The 26,974-nt window shown below is 71.5% G+C and carries 26 protein-coding genes; 13 read left to right on the forward strand and 13 right to left on the reverse strand.

What is annotated here, in order from left to right:
- Positions 1-38: 38 nt before the first annotated feature.
- Complete coding sequence (gene mutL / locus GWK16_RS06810) at positions 39-1,826, forward strand: DNA mismatch repair endonuclease MutL (protein ID WP_170053195.1); 1,788 nt, start codon at positions 39-41, stop codon at positions 1,824-1,826.
- Between the two features lie 467 nt (positions 1,827-2,293).
- Here mutL and GWK16_RS06815 read toward each other — a convergent pair whose 3' ends face one another.
- Positions 2,294-3,724, reverse strand: coding sequence for an ATP-binding protein (locus GWK16_RS06815; RefSeq protein ID WP_338144423.1), 1,431 nt, complete (start codon positions 3,722-3,724; stop codon positions 2,294-2,296).
- Complete coding sequence (locus tag GWK16_RS06820) at positions 3,693-4,838, reverse strand: penicillin-binding protein activator (protein WP_170053196.1); 1,146 nt, start codon at positions 4,836-4,838, stop codon at positions 3,693-3,695. Before GWK16_RS06820 ends, GWK16_RS06815 begins: the two co-directional genes overlap by 32 nt.
- A gap of 5 nt (positions 4,839-4,843) precedes the next feature.
- On the opposite strand from GWK16_RS06820, the gene rsmI reads away from it, so the two are divergent.
- Both rsmI and GWK16_RS06830 read left to right on the forward strand, forming a co-directional pair.
- On the forward strand, positions 4,844-5,722 hold the full coding sequence (gene rsmI / locus GWK16_RS06825; RefSeq protein WP_211187177.1) for a 16S rRNA (cytidine(1402)-2'-O)-methyltransferase: 879 nt from the start codon (positions 4,844-4,846) through the stop codon (positions 5,720-5,722).
- A gap of 171 nt (positions 5,723-5,893) precedes the next feature.
- Positions 5,894-6,277: a hypothetical protein gene (locus tag GWK16_RS06830; RefSeq protein WP_170053198.1), complete on the forward strand. Its 384-nt coding sequence runs from the start codon at positions 5,894-5,896 to the stop codon at positions 6,275-6,277.
- 237 nt (positions 6,278-6,514) lie between these two features.
- Here GWK16_RS06830 and GWK16_RS06835 read toward each other — a convergent pair whose 3' ends face one another.
- Positions 6,515-6,949 carry an anti-virulence regulator CigR family protein gene (locus GWK16_RS06835; RefSeq protein ID WP_170053199.1) on the reverse strand — a complete coding sequence of 145 codons (435 nt, stop codon included), beginning with the start codon at positions 6,947-6,949 and terminating at the stop codon, positions 6,515-6,517.
- Between the two features lie 293 nt (positions 6,950-7,242).
- On the opposite strand from GWK16_RS06835, the gene GWK16_RS06840 reads away from it, so the two are divergent.
- Positions 7,243-8,313, forward strand: a complete 1,071-nt coding sequence (locus tag GWK16_RS06840; RefSeq protein WP_170053200.1) for a methyltransferase domain-containing protein — start codon at positions 7,243-7,245, stop codon at positions 8,311-8,313.
- 40 nt (positions 8,314-8,353) lie between these two features.
- Here the strand turns inward: GWK16_RS06840 and GWK16_RS06845 are convergent, their stop codons facing one another.
- Genes GWK16_RS06845 through secB form a run of 3 tightly spaced genes read right to left on the reverse strand, consistent with a single transcriptional unit; the run spans position 8,354 to position 10,653 of the window.
- On the reverse strand, positions 8,354-9,004 hold the full coding sequence (locus tag GWK16_RS06845) for an HAD family hydrolase (protein WP_338144424.1): 651 nt from the start codon (positions 9,002-9,004) through the stop codon (positions 8,354-8,356).
- Positions 9,001-10,098 carry a ferrochelatase gene (gene hemH, locus GWK16_RS06850; RefSeq protein ID WP_170053202.1) on the reverse strand — a complete coding sequence of 366 codons (1,098 nt, stop codon included), beginning with the start codon at positions 10,096-10,098 and terminating at the stop codon, positions 9,001-9,003. Before hemH ends, GWK16_RS06845 begins: the two co-directional genes overlap by 4 nt.
- Before the next feature lie 51 nt (positions 10,099-10,149).
- Positions 10,150-10,653: a protein-export chaperone SecB gene (gene secB, locus GWK16_RS06855; RefSeq protein ID WP_170053203.1), complete on the reverse strand. Its 504-nt coding sequence runs from the start codon at positions 10,651-10,653 to the stop codon at positions 10,150-10,152.
- Positions 10,654-10,848: 195 nt separating this feature from the next.
- On the opposite strand from secB, the gene GWK16_RS06860 reads away from it, so the two are divergent.
- Complete coding sequence (locus GWK16_RS06860) at positions 10,849-11,832, forward strand: Bug family tripartite tricarboxylate transporter substrate binding protein (RefSeq protein ID WP_170053204.1); 984 nt, start codon at positions 10,849-10,851, stop codon at positions 11,830-11,832.
- Here the strand turns inward: GWK16_RS06860 and GWK16_RS06865 are convergent.
- From GWK16_RS06865 to pnp, 3 genes are all read right to left on the reverse strand, one after another.
- Positions 11,801-12,766 carry a glycosyltransferase family 2 protein gene (locus GWK16_RS06865; protein WP_170053205.1) on the reverse strand — a complete coding sequence of 322 codons (966 nt, stop codon included), beginning with the start codon at positions 12,764-12,766 and terminating at the stop codon, positions 11,801-11,803. The genes GWK16_RS06860 and GWK16_RS06865 overlap by 32 nt on opposite strands.
- Before the next feature lie 11 nt (positions 12,767-12,777).
- Positions 12,778-14,178, reverse strand: coding sequence for an NAD(P)H-dependent flavin oxidoreductase (locus GWK16_RS06870; protein WP_170053206.1), 1,401 nt, complete (start codon positions 14,176-14,178; stop codon positions 12,778-12,780).
- Positions 14,179-14,266: 88 nt separating this feature from the next.
- On the reverse strand, positions 14,267-16,498 hold the full coding sequence (gene pnp / locus GWK16_RS06875; protein ID WP_170053207.1) for a polyribonucleotide nucleotidyltransferase: 2,232 nt from the start codon (positions 16,496-16,498) through the stop codon (positions 14,267-14,269).
- A 516-nt stretch (positions 16,499-17,014) separates the two neighbouring features.
- On the opposite strand from pnp, the gene GWK16_RS06880 reads away from it, so the two are divergent.
- Entirely contained in the window at positions 17,015-17,638 is a 624-nt protein-coding gene (locus GWK16_RS06880) for a hypothetical protein (RefSeq protein WP_170053208.1), read from the forward strand.
- A gap of 7 nt (positions 17,639-17,645) precedes the next feature.
- Here the strand turns inward: GWK16_RS06880 and GWK16_RS06885 are convergent, their stop codons facing one another.
- Positions 17,646-18,362, reverse strand: coding sequence for an AraC family transcriptional regulator (locus GWK16_RS06885; protein WP_248291205.1), 717 nt, complete (start codon positions 18,360-18,362; stop codon positions 17,646-17,648).
- Between the two features lie 145 nt (positions 18,363-18,507).
- Between GWK16_RS06885 and GWK16_RS06890 the strand changes: the two genes are divergently transcribed.
- The 4 genes from GWK16_RS06890 (at position 18,508) to dnaQ (ending at position 22,011) form a co-directional block, all read left to right on the forward strand.
- Positions 18,508-19,758, forward strand: coding sequence for an MFS transporter (locus GWK16_RS06890; RefSeq protein ID WP_170053210.1), 1,251 nt, complete (start codon positions 18,508-18,510; stop codon positions 19,756-19,758).
- A gap of 68 nt (positions 19,759-19,826) precedes the next feature.
- On the forward strand, positions 19,827-20,666 hold the full coding sequence (locus tag GWK16_RS06895) for a shikimate dehydrogenase (RefSeq protein ID WP_170053211.1): 840 nt from the start codon (positions 19,827-19,829) through the stop codon (positions 20,664-20,666).
- A complete protein-coding gene (coaE, locus tag GWK16_RS06900) occupies positions 20,663-21,250 on the forward strand; it encodes a dephospho-CoA kinase (protein WP_170053212.1) in 588 nt (195 codons plus the stop codon). Before GWK16_RS06895 ends, coaE begins: the two co-directional genes overlap by 4 nt.
- Positions 21,251-21,300: 50 nt before the next feature.
- Complete coding sequence (dnaQ, locus tag GWK16_RS06905; RefSeq protein ID WP_170053213.1) at positions 21,301-22,011, forward strand: DNA polymerase III subunit epsilon; 711 nt, start codon at positions 21,301-21,303, stop codon at positions 22,009-22,011.
- A gap of 12 nt (positions 22,012-22,023) precedes the next feature.
- Here the strand turns inward: dnaQ and hemE are convergent, their stop codons facing one another.
- Entirely contained in the window at positions 22,024-23,082 is a 1,059-nt protein-coding gene (hemE, locus tag GWK16_RS06910) for a uroporphyrinogen decarboxylase (RefSeq protein WP_170053214.1), read from the reverse strand.
- 299 nt (positions 23,083-23,381) lie between these two features.
- Between hemE and GWK16_RS06915 the strand changes: the two genes are divergently transcribed.
- Entirely contained in the window at positions 23,382-24,278 is an 897-nt protein-coding gene (locus GWK16_RS06915; RefSeq protein WP_170053215.1) for a pyruvate, water dikinase regulatory protein, read from the forward strand.
- Complete coding sequence (locus GWK16_RS06920) at positions 24,275-24,886, forward strand: Maf family protein (protein WP_170053216.1); 612 nt, start codon at positions 24,275-24,277, stop codon at positions 24,884-24,886. Before GWK16_RS06915 ends, GWK16_RS06920 begins: the two co-directional genes overlap by 4 nt.
- A gap of 37 nt (positions 24,887-24,923) precedes the next feature.
- On the opposite strand, the gene GWK16_RS06925 is transcribed toward GWK16_RS06920, so the two are convergent.
- Positions 24,924-25,244, reverse strand: a complete 321-nt coding sequence (locus tag GWK16_RS06925; RefSeq protein ID WP_170053217.1) for an AzlD domain-containing protein — start codon at positions 25,242-25,244, stop codon at positions 24,924-24,926.
- On the reverse strand, positions 25,231-25,923 hold the full coding sequence (locus GWK16_RS06930) for an AzlC family ABC transporter permease (protein WP_170053218.1): 693 nt from the start codon (positions 25,921-25,923) through the stop codon (positions 25,231-25,233). The genes GWK16_RS06925 and GWK16_RS06930 overlap by 14 nt, the downstream gene beginning before the upstream one ends.
- A 219-nt stretch (positions 25,924-26,142) precedes the next feature.
- Between GWK16_RS06930 and hisA the strand changes: the two genes are divergently transcribed.
- Positions 26,143-26,871, forward strand: a complete 729-nt coding sequence (gene hisA, locus GWK16_RS06935) for a 1-(5-phosphoribosyl)-5-[(5-phosphoribosylamino)methylideneamino]imidazole-4-carboxamide isomerase (protein WP_338144425.1) — start codon at positions 26,143-26,145, stop codon at positions 26,869-26,871.
- Positions 26,872-26,974: the final 103 nt, after the last annotated feature.

The following is a 26,974-nucleotide window of genomic DNA, read 5'->3' on the forward strand; positions in this document are numbered from 1 at the left end:
GATTCCGGCGGGTCGGAAGATGCTCTAAGAACCGACCCATGGACTCCGTCCCCCCGGCCGAGTCGCGCCCCCGCCCGGCGATCCGCCGCCTGCCCGAGACCACCGCCAACCGCATCGCCGCCGGCGAGGTGGTCGAGCGCCCGGCCGCGGCGGTGAAGGAGATCGTGGAGAACGCCCTCGACGCCGGGGCGTCGCGCATCTCCGTGGTGCTCGAAGGCGGCGGCATGGACCGCATCCTGGTCGAGGATGACGGCTGCGGGATGTCGGCCGACGACCTCGCCCTGGCGGTGGAACGCCATGCGACGTCGAAGCTGCCCGAGGAAGCGACGCTGTTCCGCATCGCGACGCTGGGCTTCCGGGGGGAGGCGCTGCCCTCCATCGGCGCGGTGGCGCGGCTGACCATCACCTCGCGGCCGCAGGACGGCGCGGCGCATCGCATCGCGGTCGAGGGCGGCCGCGTCAGCGAGGTCGCCCCGGCCTCGGGCGCGCCGGGCACGCGGGTCGAGGTGCGCGACCTGTTCTTCGCCACCCCCGCGCGACGGAAGTTCCTCCGCCACCCGCGCACCGAGGCCGAGCACGCGGTCGAGGCGGTGCGGCGCCTCGCCCTCGCCTGGCCCGGCGTGAGCTTCCGCGTCGAGAATGATGGGCGGGAGGCGCTGAACCTGCCCGGCACCGATTGGGAGACCCGCATCCGCCAGGTGCTGGGGCCGGATTTCGCCGCCGCGGCGGTGCCGGTGGAGGCGGTGGGGATGTCGCTCGACCTGCGCGGCCTGGCGGCGCTGCCGTCCTACACGCGGCCGACGACCATGGCGCAGCATCTCGTGGTGAACCGCCGGCCGGTGCGCGACCCGCTGCTGCGCGTCGCGCTGCGCGTCGCCTATCGCGACGTGATCGAGGCGGGGCGACATCCGGCGGCGGCGCTGTTCCTCGACGTGCCGCCCGAGAGCGTGGACGTGAACGTCCACCCGATGAAGACGGAGCTCCGCTTCCGCGAGGGCGATGGCGTGCGCGGCACGCTGATCAATGCGCTGCGGCGGGCGCTGGCGGTGGGCGCCGGGGCGGCGGTCGCGATGCCGGCGCTCACGCCCGCGGTGCCGCCGGAACCGATGCCGTCCATGGGCTTCGCGGAATCCTTCGTCCCGCTGACCCCGCCGCCCGCGCCGGTGCCGGTGCAGCGCGCGCTGGGCCTCGCCCCGGTCGCGCCGCCGCGGCCGGTGCTGCTGACCGAACGCGCGCCCGAGGCGCATCCGCTCGGGCGCGCCATCGCGCAATTCCTCGACACCTATGTCGTCGCCGAGGCGCCGGACGGGGCGCTGGTGCTGGTCGACCAGCACGCGGCGCATGAACGGCTGACGCATGAGGCGCTGAGCGCGCAGTTGGTCGAAGGCGGCGTGCGGTCCCAGCCGCTGCTGCTGCCAGCGGTGGTGGACCTCGGCGCGCGGGAGGCGCAACGCCTTCTGGACCATGCGGAGGACCTCGCGCGGCTGGGGCTCGAGATCGAGGGCTTCGGGGCGGGGGCGGTGCTGGTGCGGGCGTTGCCGGCGCTGCTGGGCAATCCGGAACCGGGGCCGCTGCTGAAGGACCTCGCCGAGGAACTGGCGGAACTCGGGGAGGCGGCGTCGCTGCAGAAGCGGCTGGATGCGGCGGTGGCGCGGCTCGCCTGCCACGGCAGCGTGCGGGCGGGGCGGCGGCTGACGCCGGCGGAGATGGACGCGCTGCTGCGCGCTATGGAAGCGACGCCGCGGGCCGCGACCTGCAGCCATGGACGACCGACCGTGCTGCGGCTGGATGCGGCGGCGCTGGAGCGGATGTTCGGGCGGCGTTAGGCGGCCGGGCAGCTACCGGGAAGGCTGCGGTCGATCCGGACAGGGGCCGCAATAGCTTGGCTCCAGGCACCGCAGCCGCATCCATTCCTGGAAGTCGACGTTCGGCGGCGGCAGGCCCTGCGTGCATTGAGGGACTGCACTGCTGCCGGGAACCACGGGGGTTCCCTGGCTCCGGATGCCCTCTCTCGTGGCCGGGATACGTGATTCGAGGCTGCTGGTTGCGGGCGGATCCGGGGGCGGAGGCATGGGTGGCGACGGCGGATTCGGCGTCAGCGGCATTCCCGGTTGGGCGTGCGCCGATGGGGCGAAAGCGATCAGCACATCAGTCATGAGCCATCGCGCGACGCTGGCATGCGCCGGTCGTTCCGGATGCTTTGCGCGAAGCATGTCGTTGTCCCAGCCACGAGGCGTCCGAGGCTAGAAGCGGACGATGGCCGCGCGCACGCGCAAAGTGCGCCTCGGCGCACTCAGCCCCCCGGCAGCCACACCCGAAAGGTGGTGCCGGTGCCTTCCTCGCTTTCGATCGCCAGCGTGCCGCGGTGGCGGTTCACGATGTGCTTCACGATGGCGAGCCCCAGGCCGGTGCCTCCCGCGCTGCGGGCGCGGCCCTTGTCGACGCGGTAGAAGCGCTCGGTCAGGCGCGGGATGTGCTCGCGCGGGATGCCGGGGCCGTCGTCGGTCACCGCGATCGTCACGCCGCGGCGCCCGTCCGGCGCGGCGCCGGGCCCGACCGCGAGGCGGATCTGGCCGCGCTCCCGACCATGACGGATCGCGTTGTCGAGCAGGTTGCGGATCACCTGCGCGACCTGGTCGGCATCGGCGGGGGCGGCGGTGGCGTCAGTTATCTCGGCCAGCAGCTTCGCCTTCCGCATGGCGAGCAGCGGGGCCATCGCATCGGCCTCGGCCTGTGCCACGGCGGCGACGTCGGCGCGGCCGGCGGGGGCCTGGTGCTCGGCCATCTCGATGCGCGACAGGCCGAGCAGGTCGTCGATCAGGCGCCGCATGCGGTCGGACTGCTCCGCCATGATGCCGAGGAAGCGCTGCTGCGCCGCCGGGTCGTCGGCGGCGGGGCCGCGCAGCGTCTCGATGAAGCCGATCAGGCTGGCGAGCGGCGTGCGCAATTCGTGGCTCGCATTGGCGACGAAATCGGCGCGCATGCGCTCGATGGCGCGTTCGCGCGTGCGATCGGACAGCAGCACGATGACGCGCCCGCCATCGGCCAGCGGCGGGTCCATCGGGATGATATGCGCGGCGACGTCGCGCGCGACCGGCACCGGCAGCAGCACGTCGGCCGTCGCCGGCGTGCCGGCGGCGAGCGCCTTGTCCAGCGCTTCGGCCAGGGCAGGGTGGCGCAACAGGGCGGCGGCGTCGGCGGGCGCCGGGCCCGCGGGCGGCGGGCCTAGCATCTCCCGCGCGGCCCGGTTGGCGCGCAGCGGGACCCGCGCGGCGGACAGCACGAGCAGGGGATCCGGCAGCACCTCGATGATCGCGGCATCGGCCCGCCGCAGCAGGTCCACCTGGGCGTTGCGCTCGGCGAGGCTCCGGGCCAGGCGCGTCACGCCATCGGCCACCGCCTGGACCGAGGGCAGCAGCGGCGGGACCTGCAGGTCCGGCACGCCGTCCCCCGCCGCGGCGGCGCGGATCTGGCGCGCCAGGCCACCAAGCGCGCCGAGCCACACGCGCGCCACGGCGGCGCCCGCCAGCAGCGTCGCCACCAGAGCCGCGAGCCCGGCGCCCCATGGCAGCTCCCCGGCGGCCATCAGCAGAAGAAGCGCGGCGGACGGGACTCCCGAGACCGCCAGGGCGGCCCGCAGCCAGTGTCGGGCGCGCGGCGCCTCGCCGATCATGCGGCAGCCGAAGGCCGGATCAGGACCCGGCCGCCCCCGGCGTCGGCGCACGCTCGACCATGCGCGGCTCGCCCGAGGGTTCGACGGCGAACAGCGCGAGGCCGCGCTGGACCACACCATCGGGCTGCAGCCGCACCGGACCGTCGACGCCGTCGAACACCTCGCCGGTGCTCGGGCCGGCCTGACCACGCGGGGTCAGCACGACGCGCGCGGCCACGCCGGCCGCATCGTAGGCGACGCCGGCAAGGCGCGGCGGGCGCTCGCCGAAGGCGCCTTCGTACCGGGCATCGAAGCGCTGGCGGCTGGCCGGATCTGGCGCGGCGAAGATCGCGCCATGCAGCGCCGGTTCCTGGCCCAGGCCGGCATCATTGGCCCACAGCGCATGGCCCAGGATGCGCGGCGCCGGGCTGTTCAGCCCGGCCGGACCGAGGGCAGCGGCGATCTGGCGCGCCTGCTGCCCGGTGCTGCCGAGCATCACCGCATCGACGCCGTTCACGCCGCGATTGGCGAGTTCCTGCGCCGCCGCCGTCGGATTGGCCCGAATGGCGTGCAGCACGATCACCGGATCGGGCAAGCCCCATTCGGTCCCCATGCGCCGCATGGCGGCGCCCAGGGCGCGGCCGAAGGCGTCGTCGGGGGCCAGCAGGGCGAAGCGCTGCGCGCCATTGGCCATGGCGGCCCCCATGGCCCGGCGGACCTGCTGGGCCGGCGTCACGCCCATGGTCCAGACGCCCGGCCCGGACTGCGCCGAATCGTTCGTGAAGGCGATGATCGGGATCCGCGCGGCGCGGGCGGGCGCGGAGGCCGCGGAGGTCTCGGCGGCGGTGAGCGGCCCGACCATGATGCGGGCGCCCTGGCCCTGCGCGCGGCGCGCGGCGGCGGCGGCGCCCGAGGCCGTGCCGCCGGTGTCCATCGGCAGGAAGTCGACCTGCCGGTTGCCGCGTTCGAACAGGGCCAGTTCGGCGGCCTGCTGCATCGCCATCCCGAGCGGCGCCTGCGGCCCCGACAGGGGCAGCAGCAGCGCGATGCGGTTGCGCGGCGGTTCCTGCAGCGGACCGGTGACTGGCTGACGCCCTTGCTCCCCACAGGCCGCGAGGCCCACAAGGGCGAGGACGGCAAGCGTGGAGAGGCGGCGTGGGAGGCGAAGGCGAGGCAGCGAAGACACGGTCCTTGGATCCTCCCGGTGATCCGGCCGGCCGGCCGGGCCTGGTGCTCGTCGCGACGCCGATCGGCAACCTCGGCGACATCTCGCCACGGGCGCTCGCCGCACTGAAGAACGCCGACGCCGTCCTGTGCGAGGACAGCAGGGTGACCGGCGGCCTCCTCGCGCGGCAGGGCATCGCGGCGACCATGATCCCCTTGCACGAACACAACGAGGCCGCGCAAGCCCCCAAGCTGGTGGAACGCATGATCGCGGGCGAGGGTTTCGCCCTGGTCTCGGATGCCGGGACGCCGCTGGTGAGCGATCCCGGCTTCCGCCTGGTGCGCGCCGCCATCGCGGCGGGCGTGACGGTCTCGGCCGTGCCCGGGCCGAATGCGGCGGTCACGGCGCTCGCGCTGTCGGGCCTGCCGCCGCACCCCTTCCTGTTCCTGGGCTTCCTGCCCGCGAAGGCAGGGCCGCGATCGGCGGAGATCGCGCGGCTGCGCGGGATCGAGCGGGCGGGGCTGTCGGCGACGCTGGTCTTCTACGAGGCGCCGCACCGGCTGGGCGAGGCGCTGACCGCCATGGCCGGGGGCTTCGGCGCCGACCGCCCGGCCGCCGTGGCGCGGGAACTGACCAAGCGGTTCGAGGAGGTCCGGCGGGGAACGCTGGGGGATCTCGCCGCGCACTACGCCACCGCCGAGGCGCGGGGCGAGATCTGCGTCGTGGTGGGCCCGGCCCCGGAAGAGGCGGCGGCCGGGCCGGAGGATCTGGATGCGGCGCTGCGTGCGGCGCTCTCGACCGGCATGAGCCTGCGGGACGCCGCGGCGAGCGTCGCCGAGGCAACGGGGCTGAAGCGGCGGGAGGTCTACGCGCGGGCGCTACAATTATTCCGTGACGATGGCTGAATGCGCCCCTCTCACTTCTGAGTGCAGCAACTGCTTGCACAAGGGTCGACGAGTTTGCTTATCATTTACCTTTTAAACAGCAGAGACGACTTGCTGCACGTGTTAAAGTTATCTCCACGCCAGTTCATCCAGTTATTCGATGACCGTTACAGGACGGTTGCTGGAACGCACGTGAATTTTGCTTTCATTGCAATGTTACCATTGGATATTGGAGCACATATTCCCACGGTAGATCCAAATGTTCGACTGAATGTCGACTATGCGAAGAAAATTGTAATTAAACACAATCTTCGATACGAAGCATTTTTTGTAATTCCTGATTTAATATCAGATTCTTACATAATAAAAGAGAAGAAAAATCATCTATTATTCATGGGAGAAGATCCAAGAACTAATGAACAGTATAATATGGTTCTGAAATCAGCAAAATCCGCAACCGAAACTTGGCTCGTTACGCTTCACAGAACCAGAGAAGAACAGGTCCGCAGCCGTCTTCGGCGCGCTAAAACCCTAGGCACAATTCTTCGGGAGCCCGAGAGGCCTTTTGATGAATGAGAAGTAAATGGGGGACAACCACTAAAGGCTGCCCCCCAATTGCGGTCGAGGACTCCAGATCTCCTCAAATCCACGCGCCAGATAAACTGGCGCGGGCACGGCATGGAGATTCACCGTGTCTCCGCTCCACATTGAATACGAATCGTCGCTCGCGCCGCCAAAATCACAAAATGTTACTAATCGATCCTTGTTCTATCGGCCGAATCTAACCCGTTGATCCGACTCGATTGTCGGCTGTCAAAAAAGATTCGCGACGATGTCGACGACCAGGTTGTTGCTGCCGAGCAGCACCAGCGAGGTGCCGATCATCGCGTAGGAATACCCCGGGTGGACCGGCAGCTGCGACACCAGCCCGGGCGGCACCTGCTGCCGCGCGATGCCGGGCGGCAGCGGGCGGCCGCGCGCGAGTTGCCGCATCTGGCCCGGCGGCAGCGGTCGCGGCGACCAGCCGGGATTGGCCGCCTGCCAGTTGCGCACCAGGGAGGACGTGTCGGGCGCGAAGCCCGGCGGGCCCCCGCCCTGGTTGCCGCGCCCCTGTCCCTGGCCCTGTCCGCCACCCTGGTTGCCACCCTGGTTGCCCCGCCCCTGCCCGCGGCCAGGCGGTGGGTCGGCATAGGCGCGCCCGGCAAGGGGCAGCAGCGGCAGGGCGAGCAGCAGGCGGCGATCCATCATGCCCGCATGATCGCGCCGCGGCGGGTCGATCCGCAATGCCAAGCTGGTGCCGTGGCACGCATCGCCCGGTTGAAGGCCGCCCGCACCCATTCGCCGCGCCTTCGGGGCGCCTGCCGCGCTACGTTCCGCCTGCGCGACGGCTGGGGTGCGGGCACCCCGCCCGGCAGTTCCCGGACGGGACTTGCGCGCCCCTCCCGCACCGCGCGCCACCACAGGCGAACGGACATGGGAGACACGACCATGCGCGACCAGGCGCTGCGGCTTCACGGTCCCGGCGGCGGGAGTGGTGCGTCATGAGCGCCGCGGCCCCGGCGGAACCCACCGCCCTCGACCTCTTCATGGGCAAGATGCTCGCCGACATGGGCGCGGCCATGGCGGGGGCGACCATCATGATGGGCGACCGGCTCGGCCTCTACCGCGCAATGCGGGAGCTCGGGCCGACGGATGCCCAGCGGCTCGCCGCCGCGACCGGGTGTTCGGCCCGGCTGGTGGGCGAATGGCTCGCAGCCCAGGCGACGAGCGGCTACGTCACCTTCGACCCGTCGCGCGGGATGTTCTCGCTGTCCCCCGAGCAGGCGATGGTCTTCGCGGACGAGGACAGCCCGGTCTTCCTCGCCGGCGGCTACAACGTCGTCGCCAGCGCCTGGCGCGACGAACCGCGCATCGCCGAAGGCTTCCGCAGCGGGCGGGGCCTCGGCTGGCACGAGCGCGACACCTGCCTGTTCCACGGCACAGAGCGCTTCTTCCGCCCCGGCTACAGGCATCACCTGGTGCAGGAATGGCTGCCGGCGCTCGACGGCGTGACCGCGAAGCTCGAACGCGGCGCGGAGGTCGCCGATGTCGGCTGCGGGCACGGCGCCTCCACGCTGATCATGGCCCGCGCCTATCCGAAGTCGCGTTTCACGGGCTTCGACTACCACCCGGCCTCGGTCGCCACCGCGCGGGAACAGGCAGCGCGGGAGGGACTGTCGGACCGCGTGCGCTTCGAGGTCGCCTCGGCGCAGGACCTGCCGGCGAAGGGTTTCGACCTCGCCTGCATGTTCGACTGCCTGCACGACATGGGCGACCCGGCCGGCGCGGCACGCAGCCTGCGGGCCGCGGTCGCCGGGGACGGCACGCTGATGGTGGTCGAACCGCGCGCGGGGAACTCCCTGGCGGAGAACATGAACCCGGTCGGGCGCGTCTACTACGCGGCCTCCGCGATGATCTGCACGCCGGCCTCGCTGAACCAGCCGGGCCAGGCGGGGCTCGGGGCGCAGGCGGGGCCGCGCAGGATCTCGGAGGTGATCCGGGAGGGCGGGTTCGGCCAGGTGCGCGTAGCGGCAGAGACGCCGTTCAACATGGTGATCGAGGCGCGGGCCTGACCGACGCAGGCCATGGTGCGGAGGGGCGTCGCCCCTCCGGTCAGCGGAGGCCGAGAAGCCCCGCCAGCTCCGCCATGGCCGCGAATGGCTCCGCGCCGTGCGCGGCCAGCACGCCGGCCGGCGTCTCGTGCGCGAAGCCCAGCACGCGACAGCCGGCCGCGCGGCCGGCGCGCACGCCTGGGACGCTGTCCTCGATCACCACGCAATCCTGCGGGGCGGCACCGCAGGACGCCGCCGCGGCGATGTAGATGTCGGGCCACGGCTTGGGCCGCGGCACGTCCTCGAAGGAGAAGACACGCGCGCCGAAGGTCTCCGCCAGGCCCAGCGCCCGCAGCTTCGCCGCGAGTTCTGCCCGCGCCGAGTTCGACGCGACCGCCACGGGGATGCCCGCCGCGACGACCGCGCGGACCGCCGCGACCGCACCCGGCACTTCCGGCGTGTTGCGCGTCATCTCGAGCGCGAGGAGCTGCGAGATCTCGAGCGCCCAGCCGTCCGGCAACGGGCCGACCCGCGCCTCGATGCGCGGCACCATGTCGGGCAGCGAGAGGCCGAGGAACGCCTCCCGCGATTCCGACGGCGTCATCGGCCAGCCCAGCGCCGTCAGCTGGTCGGCGACGACGGTGTTCACCAGCATCTCGGAATCCGCGAGCACGCCGTCGCAGTCGAACAGGACGGCGGCCGGTGGCCTCACGCCACTTCCTTCACGCGGGCGCGGCGGTCGTCGGCGGCAAGGCGCGCATGCGGGCAATCGCCGTGCTGCTTCGGGCATTGCCGCCCGCCGGCGAAGGAGCACAGCGCACGGCCCGAGCCGAGCGCGCCGCGCACCAGCGCCGCCAGCGCGCCGATGAAGGCCGGGTCGCTGTTCTGCGCCGGGACGCGGAAATAGCCGGGCACGCCGAGCTTCTCCGCGACCTCGCGGTATTCGACGTCGAGCTCGACCAGCGTCTCGGAATGCTCGGACACGAAGGCGATCGGGCAGACCAGCAGGGCGACCTTGTCGTACGCCGCGCGTTCGAGCTCCTCCTCGGTCGAGGGGCCGATCCACTTCTGCGGCGTCACGCGCGACTGGTAGCAGACGGTGTGGTCGAGGCCCTCGATGTCGAGCCGTTCGACCACGGCGGCGACGCTGCGCTCGACCTGCCACTGATACGGGTCGCCGGCGGTGACGATGCTCTCGGGCAGGCCGTGCGCGGAGAACAGGATGCGCAGCGGCGTCCCGGCCGGCAGTTCCGCGCGCGCCTTGGCGTAGGCGTCGCGTACCAGGGCGGCGGTCGCCTCGGCGAAGCCGCCGTCGGAATGCCAGCAGCACAGGGTGGTGGTCGGCACCGACAGGCCGGCCTTGCGGCGGGCCTCGTCCCAGGCCGCAACGGAGCTGCCGGTCGTGGTGGTGGAATACTGCGGGTAGAGCGGCAGCAGCAGGATCTCGTCCGGCGCCCAGTCCTTCACCGCGCGCGCGGCGGCGTCGCTCATCGGATGCCAGTACCGCATGCAGACGAAGGAGCGGACCTCGACCCCCGGGTCATCCGCCAGGGCGGCGTCCAGCGAGCGGCCCTGTTCCTCGGTCAGTTCCAGCAGCGGGGACCGGCCGCCGAGGATGGCGTAGTTCTCCATCGCCGGCCTGGTGCGCCGCCATGCGATGATCCGCCCGAGCCAGGGCCGCACGAAGCTTGGCACGCGCAGGATCGCCGGGTCGGTGAAGAGATTGACCAGGAAGGGCCGCACGCTTTCCGGGCGGTCCGGGCCGCCCAGGTTGAACAGGACGATGGCGATGCGGCGCTTGGTCATGGATGTGGCGCAGATGACGGTTGGGGGCCGGGAATCAAGCCCCCGCCCGCCTCAGGCGTTCGCCACGGGCGCGCCCGAAGGCTGGCCCCGACGCTGCTGCCACAGCTGCACGAAGTCGATCGGCGCCAGCAGCACGGGCGGGAAGCCGCCGTCGCGGGTGACGTCGGCCAGGATGTTGCGCGCGAAGGGGAACAGCAGCCGCGGGCATTCCACGAGCAGGATCGGTTCCATCATCTCGGCCGGCACGCCGTTCAGCGTGAAGATGCCGCAGTAGACCAGCTCCGCGATGAAGGCGGTCTGCCCCGCGGCCTTGGCGTCGGCGCGGATGTTCAGGGAGATCTCGAAGGTGTCCTGGCCTTCCTGGAGCCGGCGGGCCTGGACGTCGAGGGCGATGTCGATCTGCGGGGCCTCGCGCAGCGTGAGGAAGATCTGCGGCGCGCCCGGCACCTCGAAGGAAAGGTCCTTGGTGAACTGGAGGTTCAGCACCACGGGCCCCGTGGCGATGTTGGCGCCACCATTGGCGCCCGGCGCGGGCGGAATCGGCTGGTCGGACATGTCGGGACCTTCTCGCTGCGGCGCGGCGCGGCGCCTGACGGGTGGCGCGGCGGTTAGAACCTTTTCCGCTGTCGCGCAATCGGCGGGGTGCCCGCCGGGGCGGCGCGGCGGGTTTGTCTCGCGTCCGGGCCGCGCCTCCGCCTAGGCTTCCAGGCCACGGCCCCCGTCAGAGGGGCCCCTTGGGAGGAACGCCGCATGAGAGGATTCACGCCCGGCCGCCGCGCCATGCTGGGGCTGGCCGCGACCGGGCTTGCCGCGCCACGCCTCGCGGGGGCCCAGGACGCCTGGCCGTCCAGGCCCGTGCGCTACATCTGCCCCTACGCGGCCGGCGGCCCGACCGACACGCTGTCGCGGCAGTTCTGCCAGAAGATGTCCGAGATCACGGGCCAGCAATTCGTGGTCGAGAACCGCACCGGATCCGGCGGCGTGGTCGGCAACCTCGCCATCGCGCAGTCGACACCGGACGGGTACACCATCGGCATGGGCGGCATCGCGACGCATGCGATCTCCCCCACGCTCTATGCCCGCCTGCCCTTCGACCCGCACAAGGACTTCACCTTCGTGACCGGGCTGTGGCAGCTGCCGAACCTGCTGGTGATCAACAACGACATCCCGGCCCGCAGCGTCGCCGAGCTGATCGCCGTGCTGAAGGCCAATCCGGGACGGTATTCGTACGGATCCGCCGGGCCGGGGACGACACTCCATATCTCGGGCGAGCTGTTCAAGATGAAGGCCGGCGTCGACATGGCCCATGTGCCCTATCGCGGCAGCGCGGCGGCCTATCCCGACATCATCGCCGGGCGCGTGCACATGATCTTCGACAACATCCCCGGCGCCCTGGCGCAGGCCCGCGAAGGCCGCGTCCGCGCGCTCGGCGTGACCTCGGCCGCGCGCAGCCCCGTGGTGCCGGACGTGCCGTCGATCGCGGAGACCTTGCCCGGCTACGACATGTCGTCCTGGACCTGCCTGTGCGGACCGGCCGGGGTGCCGCGCGCGGCGATCGAGCGGATGTCCGCCTTCGCCCGCCGCGCATTGGAGGCGGAGGACCTGAAGCGCCAATACCTCGACCAGGGGTCCACCGCCTGGTGGACGACGCCCGAGCAGGTGGCCGATTTCCGCGCCGCCGAGGAACAGCGGCTCGCGCCCATCATCCGGGCGTCGGGCGCGCGGGCGGAATAGCGGGCGGCTCCCAGGCCGGGATGGCGAGGTAGGCCATGCGCCGCGCCTCCTGCCGGCCGCGGGTGACGTTGTCGAGGATGAGCCCGCAGGTGAAGGCGAGGCTCGCGAGGATGCCGAGCCCGGTGGCGAGGATCGCCGTGGGGAAACGCGGCACGAGCCCGGTCTCGAGGTAGGTGGGGATCAGCGGCAGTGCGATGCCGACCGCCGCCGCGGCCAGGAGCGCGCCGATGATCGAGAAGAAGGCGAGCGGGCGTTCGCGCTGCACGAGCAACAGGATGGTGCGCAGGATGCGCATCCCGTCGCGCCAGGTGCTGAGCTTGCTGACCGACCCGTCGGGCCGTTCCTTGTAGCGCGTGCGGACCTCGCCCACCGGCAGGCGCAGTTCGAGGGCGTGGACGGTGAACTCGGTCTCCGTCTCGAAGCCGGAGGCGAGGGCAGGGAAGGACTTCACGAAGCGGCGGGAGAAGACGCGGTAGCCCGAAAGCATGTCCCCGGTGCGGTCGCCGAAGACCCAGCGGACCATCCCCGTCAGCGCGACATTGCCGAAGCGGTGGCCGGGACGGTACGCGGCGGTGGCCTCCGCATCCGTCACGCGCAGGCCCGTCACCATGTCGAGACGATCGGCCAGCAGGTGCTCGACCATGCCGGCCGCCGCCGCGGCTTCATAGGTATCGTCGCCGTCGACCAGGACGTAGGCGTCGGCTTCGATGTCGGCGAACATGCGGCGGATGACGTTGCCCTTGCCCTGCAGGGGCTCGCGGCGGACCACGGCGCCGGCGGCGGCCGCGACCTCCCGCGTCCGGTCGCGGGAGTTGTTGTCGTAGACATAGACGGTGGCGCCGGGCAGCGCGGCGCGGAAGTCGGCCACCACGCGCGGGATGGCGACTTCCTCGTTGTAGCAGGGGATGAGGACGGCGATGCGCGCAGGGGTCATCGCCGCGCGGCTCACCGACCGGTCATGATCCTCTCGACCAGCTGCTTCACCGTCGGCACGAAGCCGTTCGAGTAGAAGGGGTCCTGGCCGAAGCGGTAGGCGTTGTGCCCGGCGAACATCAGGTTCCGCTCGAGCGCGCCGTCATGGCTGATGTCCTGCAGCGTCTTCTGGATGCAGAAGGACCGCGGGTCCGCCTTCTTGCCGTTCGAGAACTCGGGTTCGTGCTGCGACCAGTTGCTGAACCGGCACTGCGAGAGGCAGCCCATGCAGTCGATCTGGTCCTGCACGATCTCCTGCGACTTCTCGGGCGTCACGAAGATCAGCGTGTTGTCGGGCGTGCGCATCGCCTCGACGAAGCCCTCGGCTTCCCACTGGTTCACGCGCGCGAGGTCGTGCGGCGCGAGCCACACCTTCCGCTTCCGCGGGCCGACGCCGTATTCGGCGATGTGCTCGCCGACCGGCTCGGTGGTGTAGGCGACCTGGCGCTCGTTGCGTTCCTCGAGCTCATGGAGGAAGTCGTTGCGCACGGCCGAGGAATAGAAGCCCGTGGGCGAGAAGGGCTGCAGCAGCACGTCGCCGGGCTGCAGCGTCATCAGCCGGTGCTTCCAGGCATCCGAGATCGGGCTTTCCTTCGTCACCAGCGGGCGGGTGCCGAACTGGAAGGCGACGGGCCCGAGGTCGGGGTTGTCGATCCAGTCCTCCCATTCCTCGAGCCACCAGACGCCGCCCGCCATGATGATGGGCGTGTCGTCCAGGCCGAATTCGCGCATCTGCTGGCGCAGCTTCAGCACGCGGGGGAAGGGATCCTCGGGCTTCTTCGGATCCTCGGAATTCGACAGGCCGTTGTGGCCGCCGGCCAGCCAGGGATCCTCGTAGACCACGCCGCCCAGCCATTCGCGCGTCTTGTGGTAGGCGCGCTTCCACAGCGCGTTGAAGGCGCGGGCCGAGGAGACGATGGGGTAGTAGTGCACCCCATAGTCGCGGGCGATGTCGGCCAGGCGATAGGGCATGCCCGCGCCGCAGGTGATGCCGTGGATCAGGCCCTTGGCCCCTTCCAGCATCCCGCGCGCGACACGCTCGGCGCCGCCCATCTCCCACAGGATGTTGGCGTGGATCCGCCCCTTGCCGCCGGCCACGTCCCAGGCGCGCTTGGCCTGGGTGATGGCGCCGTCGATGGCGTAGCGGACGAGTTCCTCGTGCCGGTCACGGCGGGTCTTGCCGTGGTAGACCTGCGGGATCGGATTGCCGTCCGCATCGTAGGAATCCGCATTGACCGCGGAGAAGGTGCCGACGCCGCCGGAGGCCGACCAGGCCCCGCAGGACGAACCATTGGACACCGAGACGCCCTTGCCGCCTTCCACCAGCGGCAGGACCTCCACACCACCCATCCGGATCGCGTTGATCGCCTTCAAGACCGGCCGCTCCCAAGCAACTACGTGACAGGAATATGGCACCGGCCGGCGCCCCTGTGCAGGGCCCCGGCCGGTCCGCTCCGGATGGTTACTCGGCGGCCTCGCCGCCGCGGTCGGACCGCTCGCCGCGATCGCGGCGCGGGCCGCGGTCGCCGCGGTCACGGCGCTCGCCGCGCTCCTCGCCCTCGGCGCGGGGGCGCCGCGCGCCGACCTGCTCGGTGATGTCCGCACCGGTGGCCTGGTCGACCACGCGCATGGACAGCTTCACCTTGCCGCGGTCGTCGAAGCCGATGACCTTCACCTTCACCTGGTCGCCTTCCTTGACGACGTCGGTGGTCTTCTGGACGCGCTCGTTCGCCAGCTCGGAGATGTGGACGAGGCCGTCCTTGGCGCCGAGGAAGTTCACGAAGGCGCCGAACTCGGCGGTCTTCACGACCTTGCCGTTGTAGATCACGCCGACCTCGGGTTCGGCCACGATGCCGCGGATCCAGTCGATCGCCTTCTGCGCCGCCTCGGTCGAGGTCGCCGCCACCTTGATCGTGCCGTCGTCCTCGATGTCGATCTTGGTGCCGGTCTGCTCGGTGATCTCGCGGATCACCTTGCCGCCCGAACCGATGACGTCGCGGATCTTGTCCTTCGGCACGTTGATGACGGTGATGCGCGGCGCCGTCGCGGCGACGTCCGTGCGGGCGCCCGTGAGGCCCTTCGCCATCTCGCCCAGGATGTGCAGGCGGCCTTCGCGGGCCTGCTCCAGGGCGATCTTCATGATCTCGAAGGTGATGGACGTGATCTTGATGTCCATCTGCAGGCTGGTCACGCCGGTCTCGGTACCCGCGACCTTGAAGTCCATGTCGCCGAGGTGGTCCTCGTCGCCCAGGATGTCGGACAGCACCGCGAAGCCGCGGTCTTCCTTGATCAGGCCCATGGCGATGCCGGCGCAGGGGCGCTTCAGCGGCACGCCGGCATCCATCAGCGACAGGGAGGTGCCGCAGACCGTCGCCATCGAGGAGGAGCCGTTGGATTCCGTGATCTCGGACACCACGCGGATGGTGTAGGGGAACTTCTCCTTCTCCGGCAGCAGCGGATGGATCGCGCGCCACGCCAGCTTGCCGTGGCCGACTTCGCGACGGCCCGGGGAGCCCATGCGGCCCGTCTCGTTCACCGAGTAGGGCGGGAAGTTGTAGTGCAGCATGAAGTCCTCACGGTACTCGCCCGTGAGGGCATCGATGATCTGCTCGTCCTGGCCGGTGCCGAGCGTCGCGACGCAGAGCGCCTGCGTCTCGCCACGGGTGAACAGCGCCGAGCCGTGCGCGCGCGGCAGCACGCCCACTTCCGCGACGATCGGGCGCACGGTGCGCGTGTCGCGGCCGTCGATGCGCTTGCCGGTGTCGAGGATGTTGTTGCGGACGACGTCGGCCTCGAGCTCCTTGAGCAGGCCCTTCGCCGCCGCGACGTCGGCGCCCTCGGCCTCGAGCGCCGCGACCACGGCCTTCTTCACCGCGCCGACCTTCTCCTGGCGGAGCAGCTTCTGTGTCTCTGTGTAGGCGATCGCCATGTCGGCGCGGCCGAGCTCGGCGATGCGGGCCTTCAGCGCCTTGGTCGCGTCGGATTCCTCGGGGAGCGCCCAGGGCTCCTTCGCGGCGACCTCGGCCAGTTCGATGATCGCCTGGATCACCGGCTGGAAGGATTTGTGGCCGAATTCGACGGCGCCGAGCATGACCTCCTCGGTCAGCTCGCTCGCCTCGGATTCCACCATCAGCACGCCTTCGGCCGTGCCGGCGAGGACGAGGTCGAGCGCGCTCGACTTCCGCTCCTCGGCGGTCGGGTTCAGCACGTACTGGCCGTTGACGTAGCCGACGCGCGCGCCGGCGATCGGGCCGAAGAAGGGAATGCCCGACAGCGTCAGCGCGGCGGAGCAGCCGACCATCGCGACGACGTCAGCCTCGTTCTCCATGTCATGCGACAGCACGGTCGCGACGACCTGGACCTCGTTGCGGAATCCATCGGGGAACAGCGGGCGGATCGGACGGTCGATCAGGCGCGAGACCAGGGTCTCGAACTCCGACGGACGGCCCTCGCGCTTGAAGAAGCCGCCGGGGATCTTGCCCGCGGCGAAGGCCTTCTCCTGGTAGTTCACGGTCAGCGGGAAGAAGTCCTGGCCGGGCTTCACGCTGCGCGCGCCGACCGCCGTGCAGAGCACGATGGTGTCGCCGAGGCGGGCCACGACGGCGCCGTCGGCCTGGCGGGCGATCTTGCCGGTTTCCAGCACCAGGGTCTTGCCACCCCAGGCGATTTCCTTGCGGAAGTACTTGTCGAACATCTGTCGTCCTCTCGTGCACGGCGTCGCTCGCGCCGGGCGAACCGCGCCCGCCCGTCCTTCGCGGGCAGCCACGCGGCATGTCAGGCCCCTTGGGACCCCGGAGTGCGACACGGAGGGCGGAACAGGTCGGGACCGAGGGGTCCAGGACAAGGGGCCGGTGTGCTCGGCGTCTCGGGCGGCATGGGGTGGGCCCATCGCGGATTGCGCGACGGGAAGGCCGCCCATGTGGCCGGAAACGCCGCGGCGGTCCGATCCCGGGTCCCGCGGCTTTCTCTGTCAGCCCGCCGCAGTCGCGGCGGTCGGCCACGCCCCTGGGGCGCAGCCAGGGCGGGTGTATGGCGCGGTTTCGGGGGAAACACCACAGGAAAGTCCCCGGGGGAGGGCGCCGCCCTCCGGGGGGCCACCCGGGCAAGGGAACAGAGCCCTCAGGAAGCCTGTCCCGGGCGGCGGCAAGCGCATTGCGAACGGTGCAGGAATGGTGATCCTGGGTCGCGCCGCGAAAGGGGGGAACCGCCAATGCCCATGACGCCGATCGCCAAGGCCGCCAAGGATCTCGGCTATCTCGTATACGGCTACTCGCAGGGCGATCCGGAGTACAACTACAAGGATATCGGCCCCTGGGGCGACGTGCGCAACGGCTACTGCGCGGCGCTGGGCTTCCTCTGGATCAAGGCGCGGCTGGCCGGGGGCGACCTCGCCTACGACAAGGGCACCATGATGGCCGAGAAGGCCGACTGGCGCGTCACCCGCCTGCACAACCTGACCAAGCAGCTCGGCTACGGACCGGTGATGACCGAGCTGGGGCTGAAGGGGCATGGTGCCGTCGCCATCGGCAGCAATGCCGAGGCCGCCACCGTCTTCGCCCATATCAGGGACGCCGATTACGGCTGCTACCGGCTCTCCTACAAGCGCGACGGCGGCGGGCACCTCGTGGTCATCCAGAAGGATGCGCGCGTGCACGGCAGCGGACCCTTCGCCTCGCTGGTGCCGAGCTACCGGTACTTCGATGCCAATCACGGCCATTTCCGCTTCCAGAGCGGCGGCGCCTTCCTGTCCTGGTACCGGGACTTCATGACCGCATCCGGCTACGCCGCGCGCTACACGAAGCCGATGATCGTCGAGTTCGTCACCCGCATCTGAACGCGAGTCAGAGCCCCGCGCCGGGCGTGGCACCGAAGGCAGCGCGGAAGGCGGCACCGAAAGCCGGCGCGCTGGCGTAGCCGACCGCCGCCGCCGCGCGGGCCGGTGGCGTGCCGTTGGCGAGCATCGCGGCGGCTTCCGCCAGGCGCAGGGTCTGGCGCCAGCGGGCGAAGCCCATGCCGGTCTCGGCGTGGAACAGGCGGCGCAGCGTTCGCGGCGAGGCCCCAATCTCGACGGCCCAGGTCTCCAGCGTCTGGGGGCTTGCCGGGTCGGTGGCCAGCGCCGCGACCAGCCGCCGCAGCCGCGGGTCGCGGGGCTGCGGCACGGCCAGGGGCAGGGTCGGTGCCCGGGCGATCTCCTCCAGGATCAGGGCGGCGAGGTGCCCGCCGCGGCCCTTCTCGTCCCATTCCATCGGTTCGGCGCAGGCCGCGAGGATCAATTCCCGCAGCAAGGCGGAGACCGACAGCACCGCCGGGTGGGCCGGTCCCGCATGGGCGGCGTCGGCGCGCAGGAACAAGGCCCGCATGGCGAGGCCCCGCGGCATCGCCACGGCATGCGGCAGGCCGGCCGGCAGCCAGAGCGCCCGTGCCGGCGGCAGGGTGAACAGCGCCGCATCCGTCGTCACGCGCATGATGCCGGTGATGGCATAGAGCAGCTGCGCCCGGTCATGCGTGTGCCGGGGGACCGTCTCCCCTTCGGCGTAGTCCCGGGCGAAGCCGGCCAAGGGCCGGTCGACCCGGTCCTGCGGAATGTCGCGTCGGGGCGCGGCCGGTTGGCCGTTTGCCGACAGGATTTGGCCTGACGTCGCCATGCGGCCGAGCGTAGCCTCCGGGCAGGAGGCGGCGCCAGCCGCCCGTAGAGGAACCGCCATGACGCCGGCGCAACGCCAGGTGGTGTTCATCAACGCCGCCCACACCTTCACCCATTACTGCCTGCTGATCCTGGCAACCGCCGTGCTGGCGATGGTCACCCAGGAACGCGACCGCTTCGGTGCGGATTACGGCCCGATCCTCTCGCTCGGCACGGCGATGTTCGTGACCTACGGGCTCGGTGCGCTCCCCATGGGCTGGCTCGCCGACCGGGTGGGCCGGCGGGCGCTGATGATCGCCTTCTTCCTCGGCACCGGCTTCTTCATGGCGGCCGCGGGCTTCATGGACAGCCCGATCGCGATCGGCATCGCGCTCGGACTGATGGGCTGCTTCGCGGCGATCTATCACCCGATCGGGACGGCGATGCTGGTGGAGGCGGCGGGCAGCCGGGTCGGCCGCGCGATGGGCATCAACGGCGTCTTCGGCAATTTCGGCGTCGCCACGGCGCCGATCGTGACCGCCTTCGTCGCGGCGGCGCTCGGCTGGCGCTGGGCCTTCATCCTGCCCGGCGTCGCCTGCATGGTCGTGGGGCTGTTCTATTCGCGCGAACCGGAATTCGATGCCGTGAAGGCCGGCGGCGGGGCGAAGCCCTTCCCCGAGATCCCGCGCAGCGTGGTCCGCCGGGCCGTGGTGATCCTGCTGTCGATCGCCGCCGTCTCGGGGCTGGTCTTCAACGCCTACACGCTGCTGATCCCGAAGCTGATGGAGGAACGCCTGGCCGGCAGCCCCGACCTCCTGCCCGTGGTGGGGCTGCTCGCCTTCCTCGCGACGATCTGCGGCGGGCTGACCCAGTTCACCGTGGGGCGGATGATCGACAGCCGCACGCTCAAGACCGTGTTCCTGCCGCTCGGCATCGCGGTGGTGCCGGGCCTTGCGGCGCTGGCCTTCCTCGACGGGTGGATGGTGCTGCCGGTGGCCGGGCTCGTCGCGGCCTGCGTCTTCGGCCAGGTCACGGTGAACGAGACGATGACCGCGCGCTACGTGGCTCCCGCGCTGCGGGCGAAGCTCTATTCCATCCGCTTCACCATCGGCTTCCTCGGTGCGGCGATCGCGTCGCCCCTGATCGGCATGCTGCACGAGGCAACCGGTTCGCTGTCGGTCGCGATGCTGGTGCTGGCCGGGGTGGCGACGATCACGCTGATCTGCGCCTTCGCCTTCCCGAACCGGCAGGAGGAGCTCGAGCCCGAGGCCTGGGCGCGGGCACCGGAGCTCCGCGAGGAGCGCGGCGCGGCGGCGATGCCGGCCGAGTAGACCGCGGGCACCGCCGCGGAGACGGCGCCGGGCTTGCATCCGACGCGACGGCGCGGCTTCCTGCGGCGATGCGCCTTCTCACCGGTCACGCGCGCCTTGCCGGGGTCCTCGGCTGGCCCGTCTCGCATTCCCGCTCGCCGCGCCTGCATGGGCAGTGGCTCGCCACGCTGGGCGTCGATGGCGCCTACCTGCCCTTGCCCGTGCACCCGGATCGCTTTCCCGGGGCGGTCCGCGCCCTGGCCGATCTCGGCTTCCGCGGCGCCAACGTCACCATTCCGCACAAGCAGGCAGCCTTCGAGGTCTGCGACGTGGTGGACGCAACCGCTCGCCGGGCCGGCGCCGTCAACACGCTCGTCTTCCGGGACGGACGGATCGAGGGTTCGAACACCGACGGCTACGGCTTCCTCGAAAGCGTGAAGGACCAGGCGCCGGGCTGGCAGCCGGCGTCCGGGCCGGCCGTCCTGCTCGGCGCCGGCGGCGCGGCACGGGCGATCGCGGCGGCGCTGCTCGACGCCGGCTGCCCGCGCGTCACCCTCGTCAACCGGTCCCGCGACAGGGCGGAGGCCCTGGCCCGCGACCTCGGCGGCGCGATCGACGTCGCGACCGCGCCGCCCCTGGACGGCGCTGCGCTGCTGGTGAATACGACGTCGCTCGGCATGCAGGGGCAGCCGCCGCTCGAACTCGACCTGGCGCCGCTGGGCGCGACGGCGGTGGTGGCGGACATCGTCTACGTGCCGCTCGAAACGCCGCTGCTTGCCGCGGCGCGGGCTCGCGGGCTGCGGGCGGTGGATGGACTCGGCATGCTGCTGCACCAGGCGCGGCCGGGCTTCGAGGCCTGGTTCGGCGTTGCCCCGACGGTCGATGCCACGCTGCGCGCGGTGGTGGCTGCGGACATCCCGCGGCGATGATCGTCCTCGGCCTGACCGGCGGGATCGGGATGGGAAAGTCGACCGCGACGGCGACGTTGCGGCGGCTCGGGGTCCGGGTGTTCGACGCGGATGCGGCGGTGCATCGCCTGCAGGGCCCGGGCGGTCGCGCCGTCCGCCCCATCGGTGCGGCCTTCCCCGGCACCGTCGCCGGCGGGCGGGTGGACCGCGAGGCGCTGCGCTGGGCCGTGCTCGGCCATCCCGAGGCCATGAAGCGCCTGGAAGGTATCGTCTGGCCGCTGGTCCGCGCCGAGGAGCGCCGTTTCCTGGACCGTGCCCGGCGCGATCGCCGGCGCATGGTGGCGCTCGACATTCCCCTGCTGTTCGAGACCGGCGGGCAGGGGCGTGTGGACAGGGTGGTGGTCGTTTCCGCGCCGGCCGCGGTCCAGCGCATGCGGGTCCTGCGCCGCCCCGGCATGACGGAGGAGCGCCTGGCCTCCATCCGGGCGCGCCAGATGCCCGACCGCGAGAAGCGCCGCCGCGCGGATCACGTCGTCTTCACCGGCCTCAGCCGCCACTTTGCCCAGGCGGCGATCCAGCGCCTGGTGAGGACCCTCCTCCGCTAGCGCCGCCCGAGGCGGGTGCAGGGTTGGCCGCCCTGCTCTATCCTTGGGCCATGCGCCAGATCGTCCTCGACACCGAAACCACCGGCCTCGACCCCGCCCTGGGCGACCGCGTCATCGAGGTCGCCGCGGTCGAGCTGGTCAATCTGCTGCCCACCGGCGCCACCTTCCATCGCCTCGTGGATCCCGAACGGGACATTCCCGCCGAGGCGACGCGCGTGCACGGCTTCACCAACGGCGACCTGGCCGGGAAGCCGAAATTCGCCGAGATCGCGGAAGAGATGCTCGCCTTCCTCGGCGACGCGCCGATCATTGCCCACAACGCGCCTTTCGACTTCGGCTTCCTGGATGCCGAGCTGAAGCGCTGCGGCCAGCCGGTGCTGGACCGCAGCCGCATGGTCGACAGCCTGATGCTCGCGAAGCAGCGCTATCCCGGCATGCCCAACAGCCTCGATGCGCTGTGCCGGCGGCTCGGCGTCGACAACTCCATGCGGTCCTCGCACAACGCCATCCTGGACTGCACGCTGCTGGCCCAGGTCTACCTCGAACTGATGGGCGGCAAGCAGCCGGGCTTCGAGCTCGCGGCGTCGCTCGCGGTCGGCCGCGCGGCGATGGGGGGCGAAGCGCAGGTGGAATGGGTTCCCTGCCCCATCGTCGTCCCCGCCGATCGCGCCGCCGCGCACGCGGCCTTCATCGCCGCCAAGGTGAAGGACGCCCTGTGGCTGAAGCCGCCCTTCGCGCCGGCGCCCGCCGAGCCCGGCTGACCGGGCCGCGCCTCAGGCGGATCGCAGGATCCGCATCAGCGCGGTGACATGTTCCGGCGGCGTCTGCGGGACGATGCCATGGCCGAGATTGAAGATGTAGGGCCGGCCGCGCATCGCCGCGAGGATGGAGCGGGTTTCCGCCTCGAGCGCCGCGCCGCCGGCGACCAGGGCCAGCGGATCGAGGTTGCCCTGCAGCGCCATGGTCGCCGGCACGGCCTGGGCGGCCCAGCGCGGATCCATCGAGGTGTCCATCGCCGTGGCGTCGACCCCGGCACGCGCGGCGTAATCCGCCAGCAGCGGTCCCGCGAGGCGCGGGAAGCCGATGATCGGGATCCCTGGGCAGCGACGCCGCAGGTTCCGCGTGATGGACGCCGTCGGTTCGATCACCCAGCGCCGGAACTGGCCCGGCGAGAGCATCCCGGCCCAGGAATCGAACAGCATCAGCGCCTCGGCGCCGGCTTCGACCTGCGCGACCAGGTATTCCGTCGTCGCATCCTGCAGCGTGCGGATCAGCCGGCCGAACAGCGCCGGATCGGCGTAGGCGAGTCCGCGGGCGGCCGGGAATTCCTTGCTGCCCTTTCCCTCGAGCATGTAGCAGGCGACCGTGAAGCAGCCGCCGGCGAAGCCGATGAGCGTGGTCCGGGGCGCCTCGGCCGCGAGCCCCGCCCGGACCCGGGAGACCGTCTCCATCACCGGCGCCGCACGCTCCACCACCAGCGAGGGATCGAGCGCGGCGATCGCCTCGGGCGTTCGCAGCGGTTCGAGCAACGGGCCTTCGCCCTCGGCGAAGCGCAGGGGCTGCCCCAGCGCCCAGGGGATCATCAGGATGTCCGAGAACAGGATGGCGGCTTCCATCCCGTAGCGCCGGATCGGCTGGAGCGTGACCTCGGCCGCGAGCTCGGGCGTGGTGCAGAGCGCGATGAAGTCGCCGGCCTGGGCCCTGACCTGGCGGTATTCCGGCAGGTAGCGCCCGGCCTGGCGCATCAGCCAGGCGGGGGGTGGCCAGACCGCCTCCCCGGCAAGGGTGCGCAGAAGGGGCTTGGCCGGCACGGCGGGACGTTCGCTCTCCATCGCCTACCCTTCGCAAAGAAATAGGATTCAAGGAAGTGATGGAGGCTTGTAGGGCCTGTGGATGACGGGGACGCAAGCTGTCCGCCGGCGCCCCACATGGCTGTCCACAGGGGCCGAGCTGCCCGGGTGGCAGGTCCGGCGGGGCCTGCGGCCCCTTGTCCACGATTCCGGCAACGTCGTCGGGGGAACCATCCGGGGTTGTCCGGAAGCGTGCGCGCCATGCCGGTCTTCCCCCGGAGGGCGCTCCAGGCTGGAATCCACCCCCGTTATCCACACGGATTCACGCTATTCTCCCCGCGATGCCCAAGCGAACCATCAACCTGCACCTCGTGTCGGACTCGACCGGGGACACGCTCAACTCGATCGCGCGGGCGACGCTCGCCCGTTTCGACGATCATCACGTCATCCATCACCGCTGGTCCCTGGTGCGATCGCGCCTCCAGCTCGACCGGGTCCTCGAGGGGATCGAGCACGACCCCGGGCCGGTGCTCTACACCCTGGTGGATTCCAGCCTGCGCCTCGCGCTCGAGGAAACCTGCGGGCGCCTCGGCGTGCAGAGCTTCTCGCCGCTCGACCCGGTGATGGACCTGCTCCAGGGGGCGATCGGGGCCCGGGCGAAGGAAAAGCGGGCGGCCCAACACGTCATGGACGCCGACTATTTCCGCCGCATCGACGCGATGCACTACGTGCTGTCCCACGACGACGGGCAGGGCACGCTCGGCATCAGGGATGCGGATGTGGTGTTGGTGGGCGTGTCGCGGTCGTCCAAGACTCCCACCTGCTTCTATCTGGCGAACCGCGGCATCAAGGCGGCGAACGTGCCGATCGTGCCGGGTGCGCCCTTGCCCGAAGCGCTCGAGAATCCGCCTTGTCCCGTGGTCGGCCTGCATATCGACGTGAACGCCCTGATCGACATCCGGCGGCATCGGCTGAAGATCATCGGCGCGGCTGGCGTCCGGCAGGACGCGACCGATTACGTGGACCCCGAGGCCGTGAAGGCGGAGATCGTCGCCGCCCGGCGGCTGTGCACCGCGCGCGGCTGGCCCGTCATCGACGTCACGCGCCGCAGCATCGAGGAGACGGCCGCGACCATCCTGCAGCTGATGGACGCCTGGCACGCCCGGCGGAAGGACAACGTCGCCCCGCATCTGCCGGAAGATCCGGCCGCGGCCGTGCTGGGCCAGCCGGGCACATGATGCAGGCGGCAGCGCCGCGGGTCGTCCTCGCTTCCGCATCCACCGCGAGGCGGGCGGTGCTGGACGGCGCCGGCCTGCGTTTCGAGGCCCAGCCGGCCGCCGTGGACGAGGCCGAGATCAAGGCCGCAGCGCAGGCGGAGGGCATCCCGCCGGCCGATGCCGCGCTGATGCTGGCCGACGCCAAGGCCGAGCGCATCGCCCGCCGCGACCCCGAGGCGCTGGTGATCGGTTGCGACCAGTTGCTCGTCTGCGAAGGCGCCTGGTTCGACAAGCCCGCCGATCTGGCGGCCGCGCGGGTGCAGCTTCAGGCCCTGCGCGGCAGGACGCACGACCTCGTCACGGCGATGGTCTGCCATCGCCACGGCGGGCGCATATGGCAGCACGTCGCGGTACCGCGCATGACGATGCGGGACTTCAGCGGCGCGTTCCTCGACGCCTACCTGGATGCCGAGGGCGAGGTGCTGACCCGATCGGTCGGCGCCTATCGGCTGGAAGGGCCCGGCGCACAGCTCTTCGCCCGCATCCAGGGCGACCACACGGCCATCCTGGGCCTGCCGCTGTTGCCTCTGCTCGGCTTCCTGCGTCAGCACGGCGTGCTGGGAGTCTGATCGTCGCGGTTCGGGGGCCGGCGCCGGACGATTTCCGTCAGAGCACCGCCCTGACCACCAGCATCGCGAGAAGCCCCGTCATCAGGGCGAGCAGAAGGCGTTGGCGCATCGCGAGGCAGGCGGCGACGCCGACCGCAAGCCCGGCCAGGCGCGCGACCAGCGGCACCTCGGCCATGGCACCGGCCGGCGCGACGATGGCAAGGGCGACGAAGGCCGCAAGCGTCGCCTGCGCGACCGCCGTCGCCCAGGCGATCAGCGGATGGTCCGCCGCGAGACCGCCGGCCAGCCACACGCCGGCGAGCCGCAGCCCCAGGCAGGCGGCGGCGGTCAGCAGGAGGGCGAGGTCAGCCTCGGCCACGGCGCCGCCCCAGCAGGAAGGCCGCGGTTCCGCCGACCAGCCCGGCGGCCAGCAGCGCCATCGAGGCCGGCAGCACCGCGGCGAGCGAGGCCGCGGCCGCGCCGCACAGCACCGCCCGTCGCGGCGCCGGCTTGTCGAGGTCGCCGGCCAGCAGCAGCGCGTAGTAGAGCGGATTGACGAAGATGAGTGCGGCCCTGGCCTCGGGCCCGAGCGCGCCGGCCACATAGTAGCCCGACAGCGCGGCGAAACCAGCCACCACCCAGGAGGTCAGGCCGAAACCGAGGAACCAGCCGACGCGGCCCGGCCGCTCGATGGCCGGCAGCGCCCGCATGGCGGCTGCCCAGGGCGTGATGGCGATGAAAGGCACCGCCGGCAGCAGCCGCAGTCGCGATCCGGATGACAGGACCGGCGCGATCGAGACGGCCATGGGCAGGAAGCGCGCATTCACCGCGACGGCGCCCATCACCGCCGTGCCGACGCCGCCGGCCCAGCCGAGGGTCGCCGCCTGCACCAGGATCAGCTGGCCCGGCATGCCATAGATCCCCCAGCAGGCCAGCACGGCCCAGGCGGGGGAAAGCCCGGCCTCGCGGACCGCGGCACCGAAGGCAAGAAAGGTCGCCGCCATGGCGACCCCGGCCGCGCCGAGGGCCTCGCGCAGGCCCGGAAGGAACGCCTTCATCGGCGTCCTGGCCCTGCCTGGCCCCGCGGGCCGCCGGGGCCCGGTTTCGCGGGGGGCATCGCGACGCCCATGCGGGCCTGCGGCCCTGCGGGCCGCCCGATCGTGTATCCGGGGAGGCAACTCACCGGACCATGCTGCCACGCCCATCCCGACGCGCCAGCCTTGACGGCACCCCGTCCGGCGCGTTTCTGCCCCGCGCGCATCGAGGGACCACCGGCCGTGACACTGACGCTCTATCCCGCCATCGACCTGAAGGGCGGTCAGGTCGTGCGTCTCAAGCGCGGGGAGATGGACCAGGCGACGGTCTATGCCGACGATCCCGGCGCGCAGGCGCGGTCCTTCGTCGAGGCCGGCTTCGCCTGGGTGCATGTCGTCGACTTGGACGGCGCATTCGCCGGCAAGCCTGCGAATGCCGAGGCGGTGCGCGGCATCCTCGCCGCCGTGCTGGGGGCCAAGGTGCAACTCGGCGGCGGCATCCGCACCATGGCGGTGGCCGAGGCCTGGCTCGCGGCCGGCGTGACGCGGATCATCCTCGGCAGCGCGGCGGTGAAGGATCCGGATTTCGCGCGGGCCGCCTGCAAGGCCTTTCCCGGCCGTGTCGCGCTCGGCATCGATGCACGGGACGGCATGGTCGCGACCGAAGGCTGGGCCGAGACCAGCGACGTCAGCGCGACCGAACTCGCCCGGCGGTTCGAGGACGCCGGCGCGGCGGCGGTGATCTACACCGACATCGCCCGCGACGGGATGCTCGGCGGCGTGAACGTCGCCGCGACGGCCGCGCTCGCCCGCGCCGTGGCCCTGCCGATCATCGCCTCGGGCGGCGTCGCCGGCGTCGAGGACCTGGTGGCCCTGCGCGAAGCCAAGGCCGGCATCGAGGGCGCGATCATCGGACGGGCGCTCTACGACGGGCGGATCGATCCGAGGGCTGCGCTGGCGGCGGCGGGCTGACGGACATTCGACGGCTGGCCATCACAGGTGCGGCATTGCCCCGCATCCGGCTGGCGGAACATTCCGACGCATGGTTCGCTTCTCGCGTCAGCCGTGGCATCGG

It is taken from the genome of Neoroseomonas marina (assembly GCF_012927745.1).
GTDB classification, from domain to species: Bacteria; Pseudomonadota; Alphaproteobacteria; order Acetobacterales; family Acetobacteraceae; genus Neoroseomonas; species Neoroseomonas marina.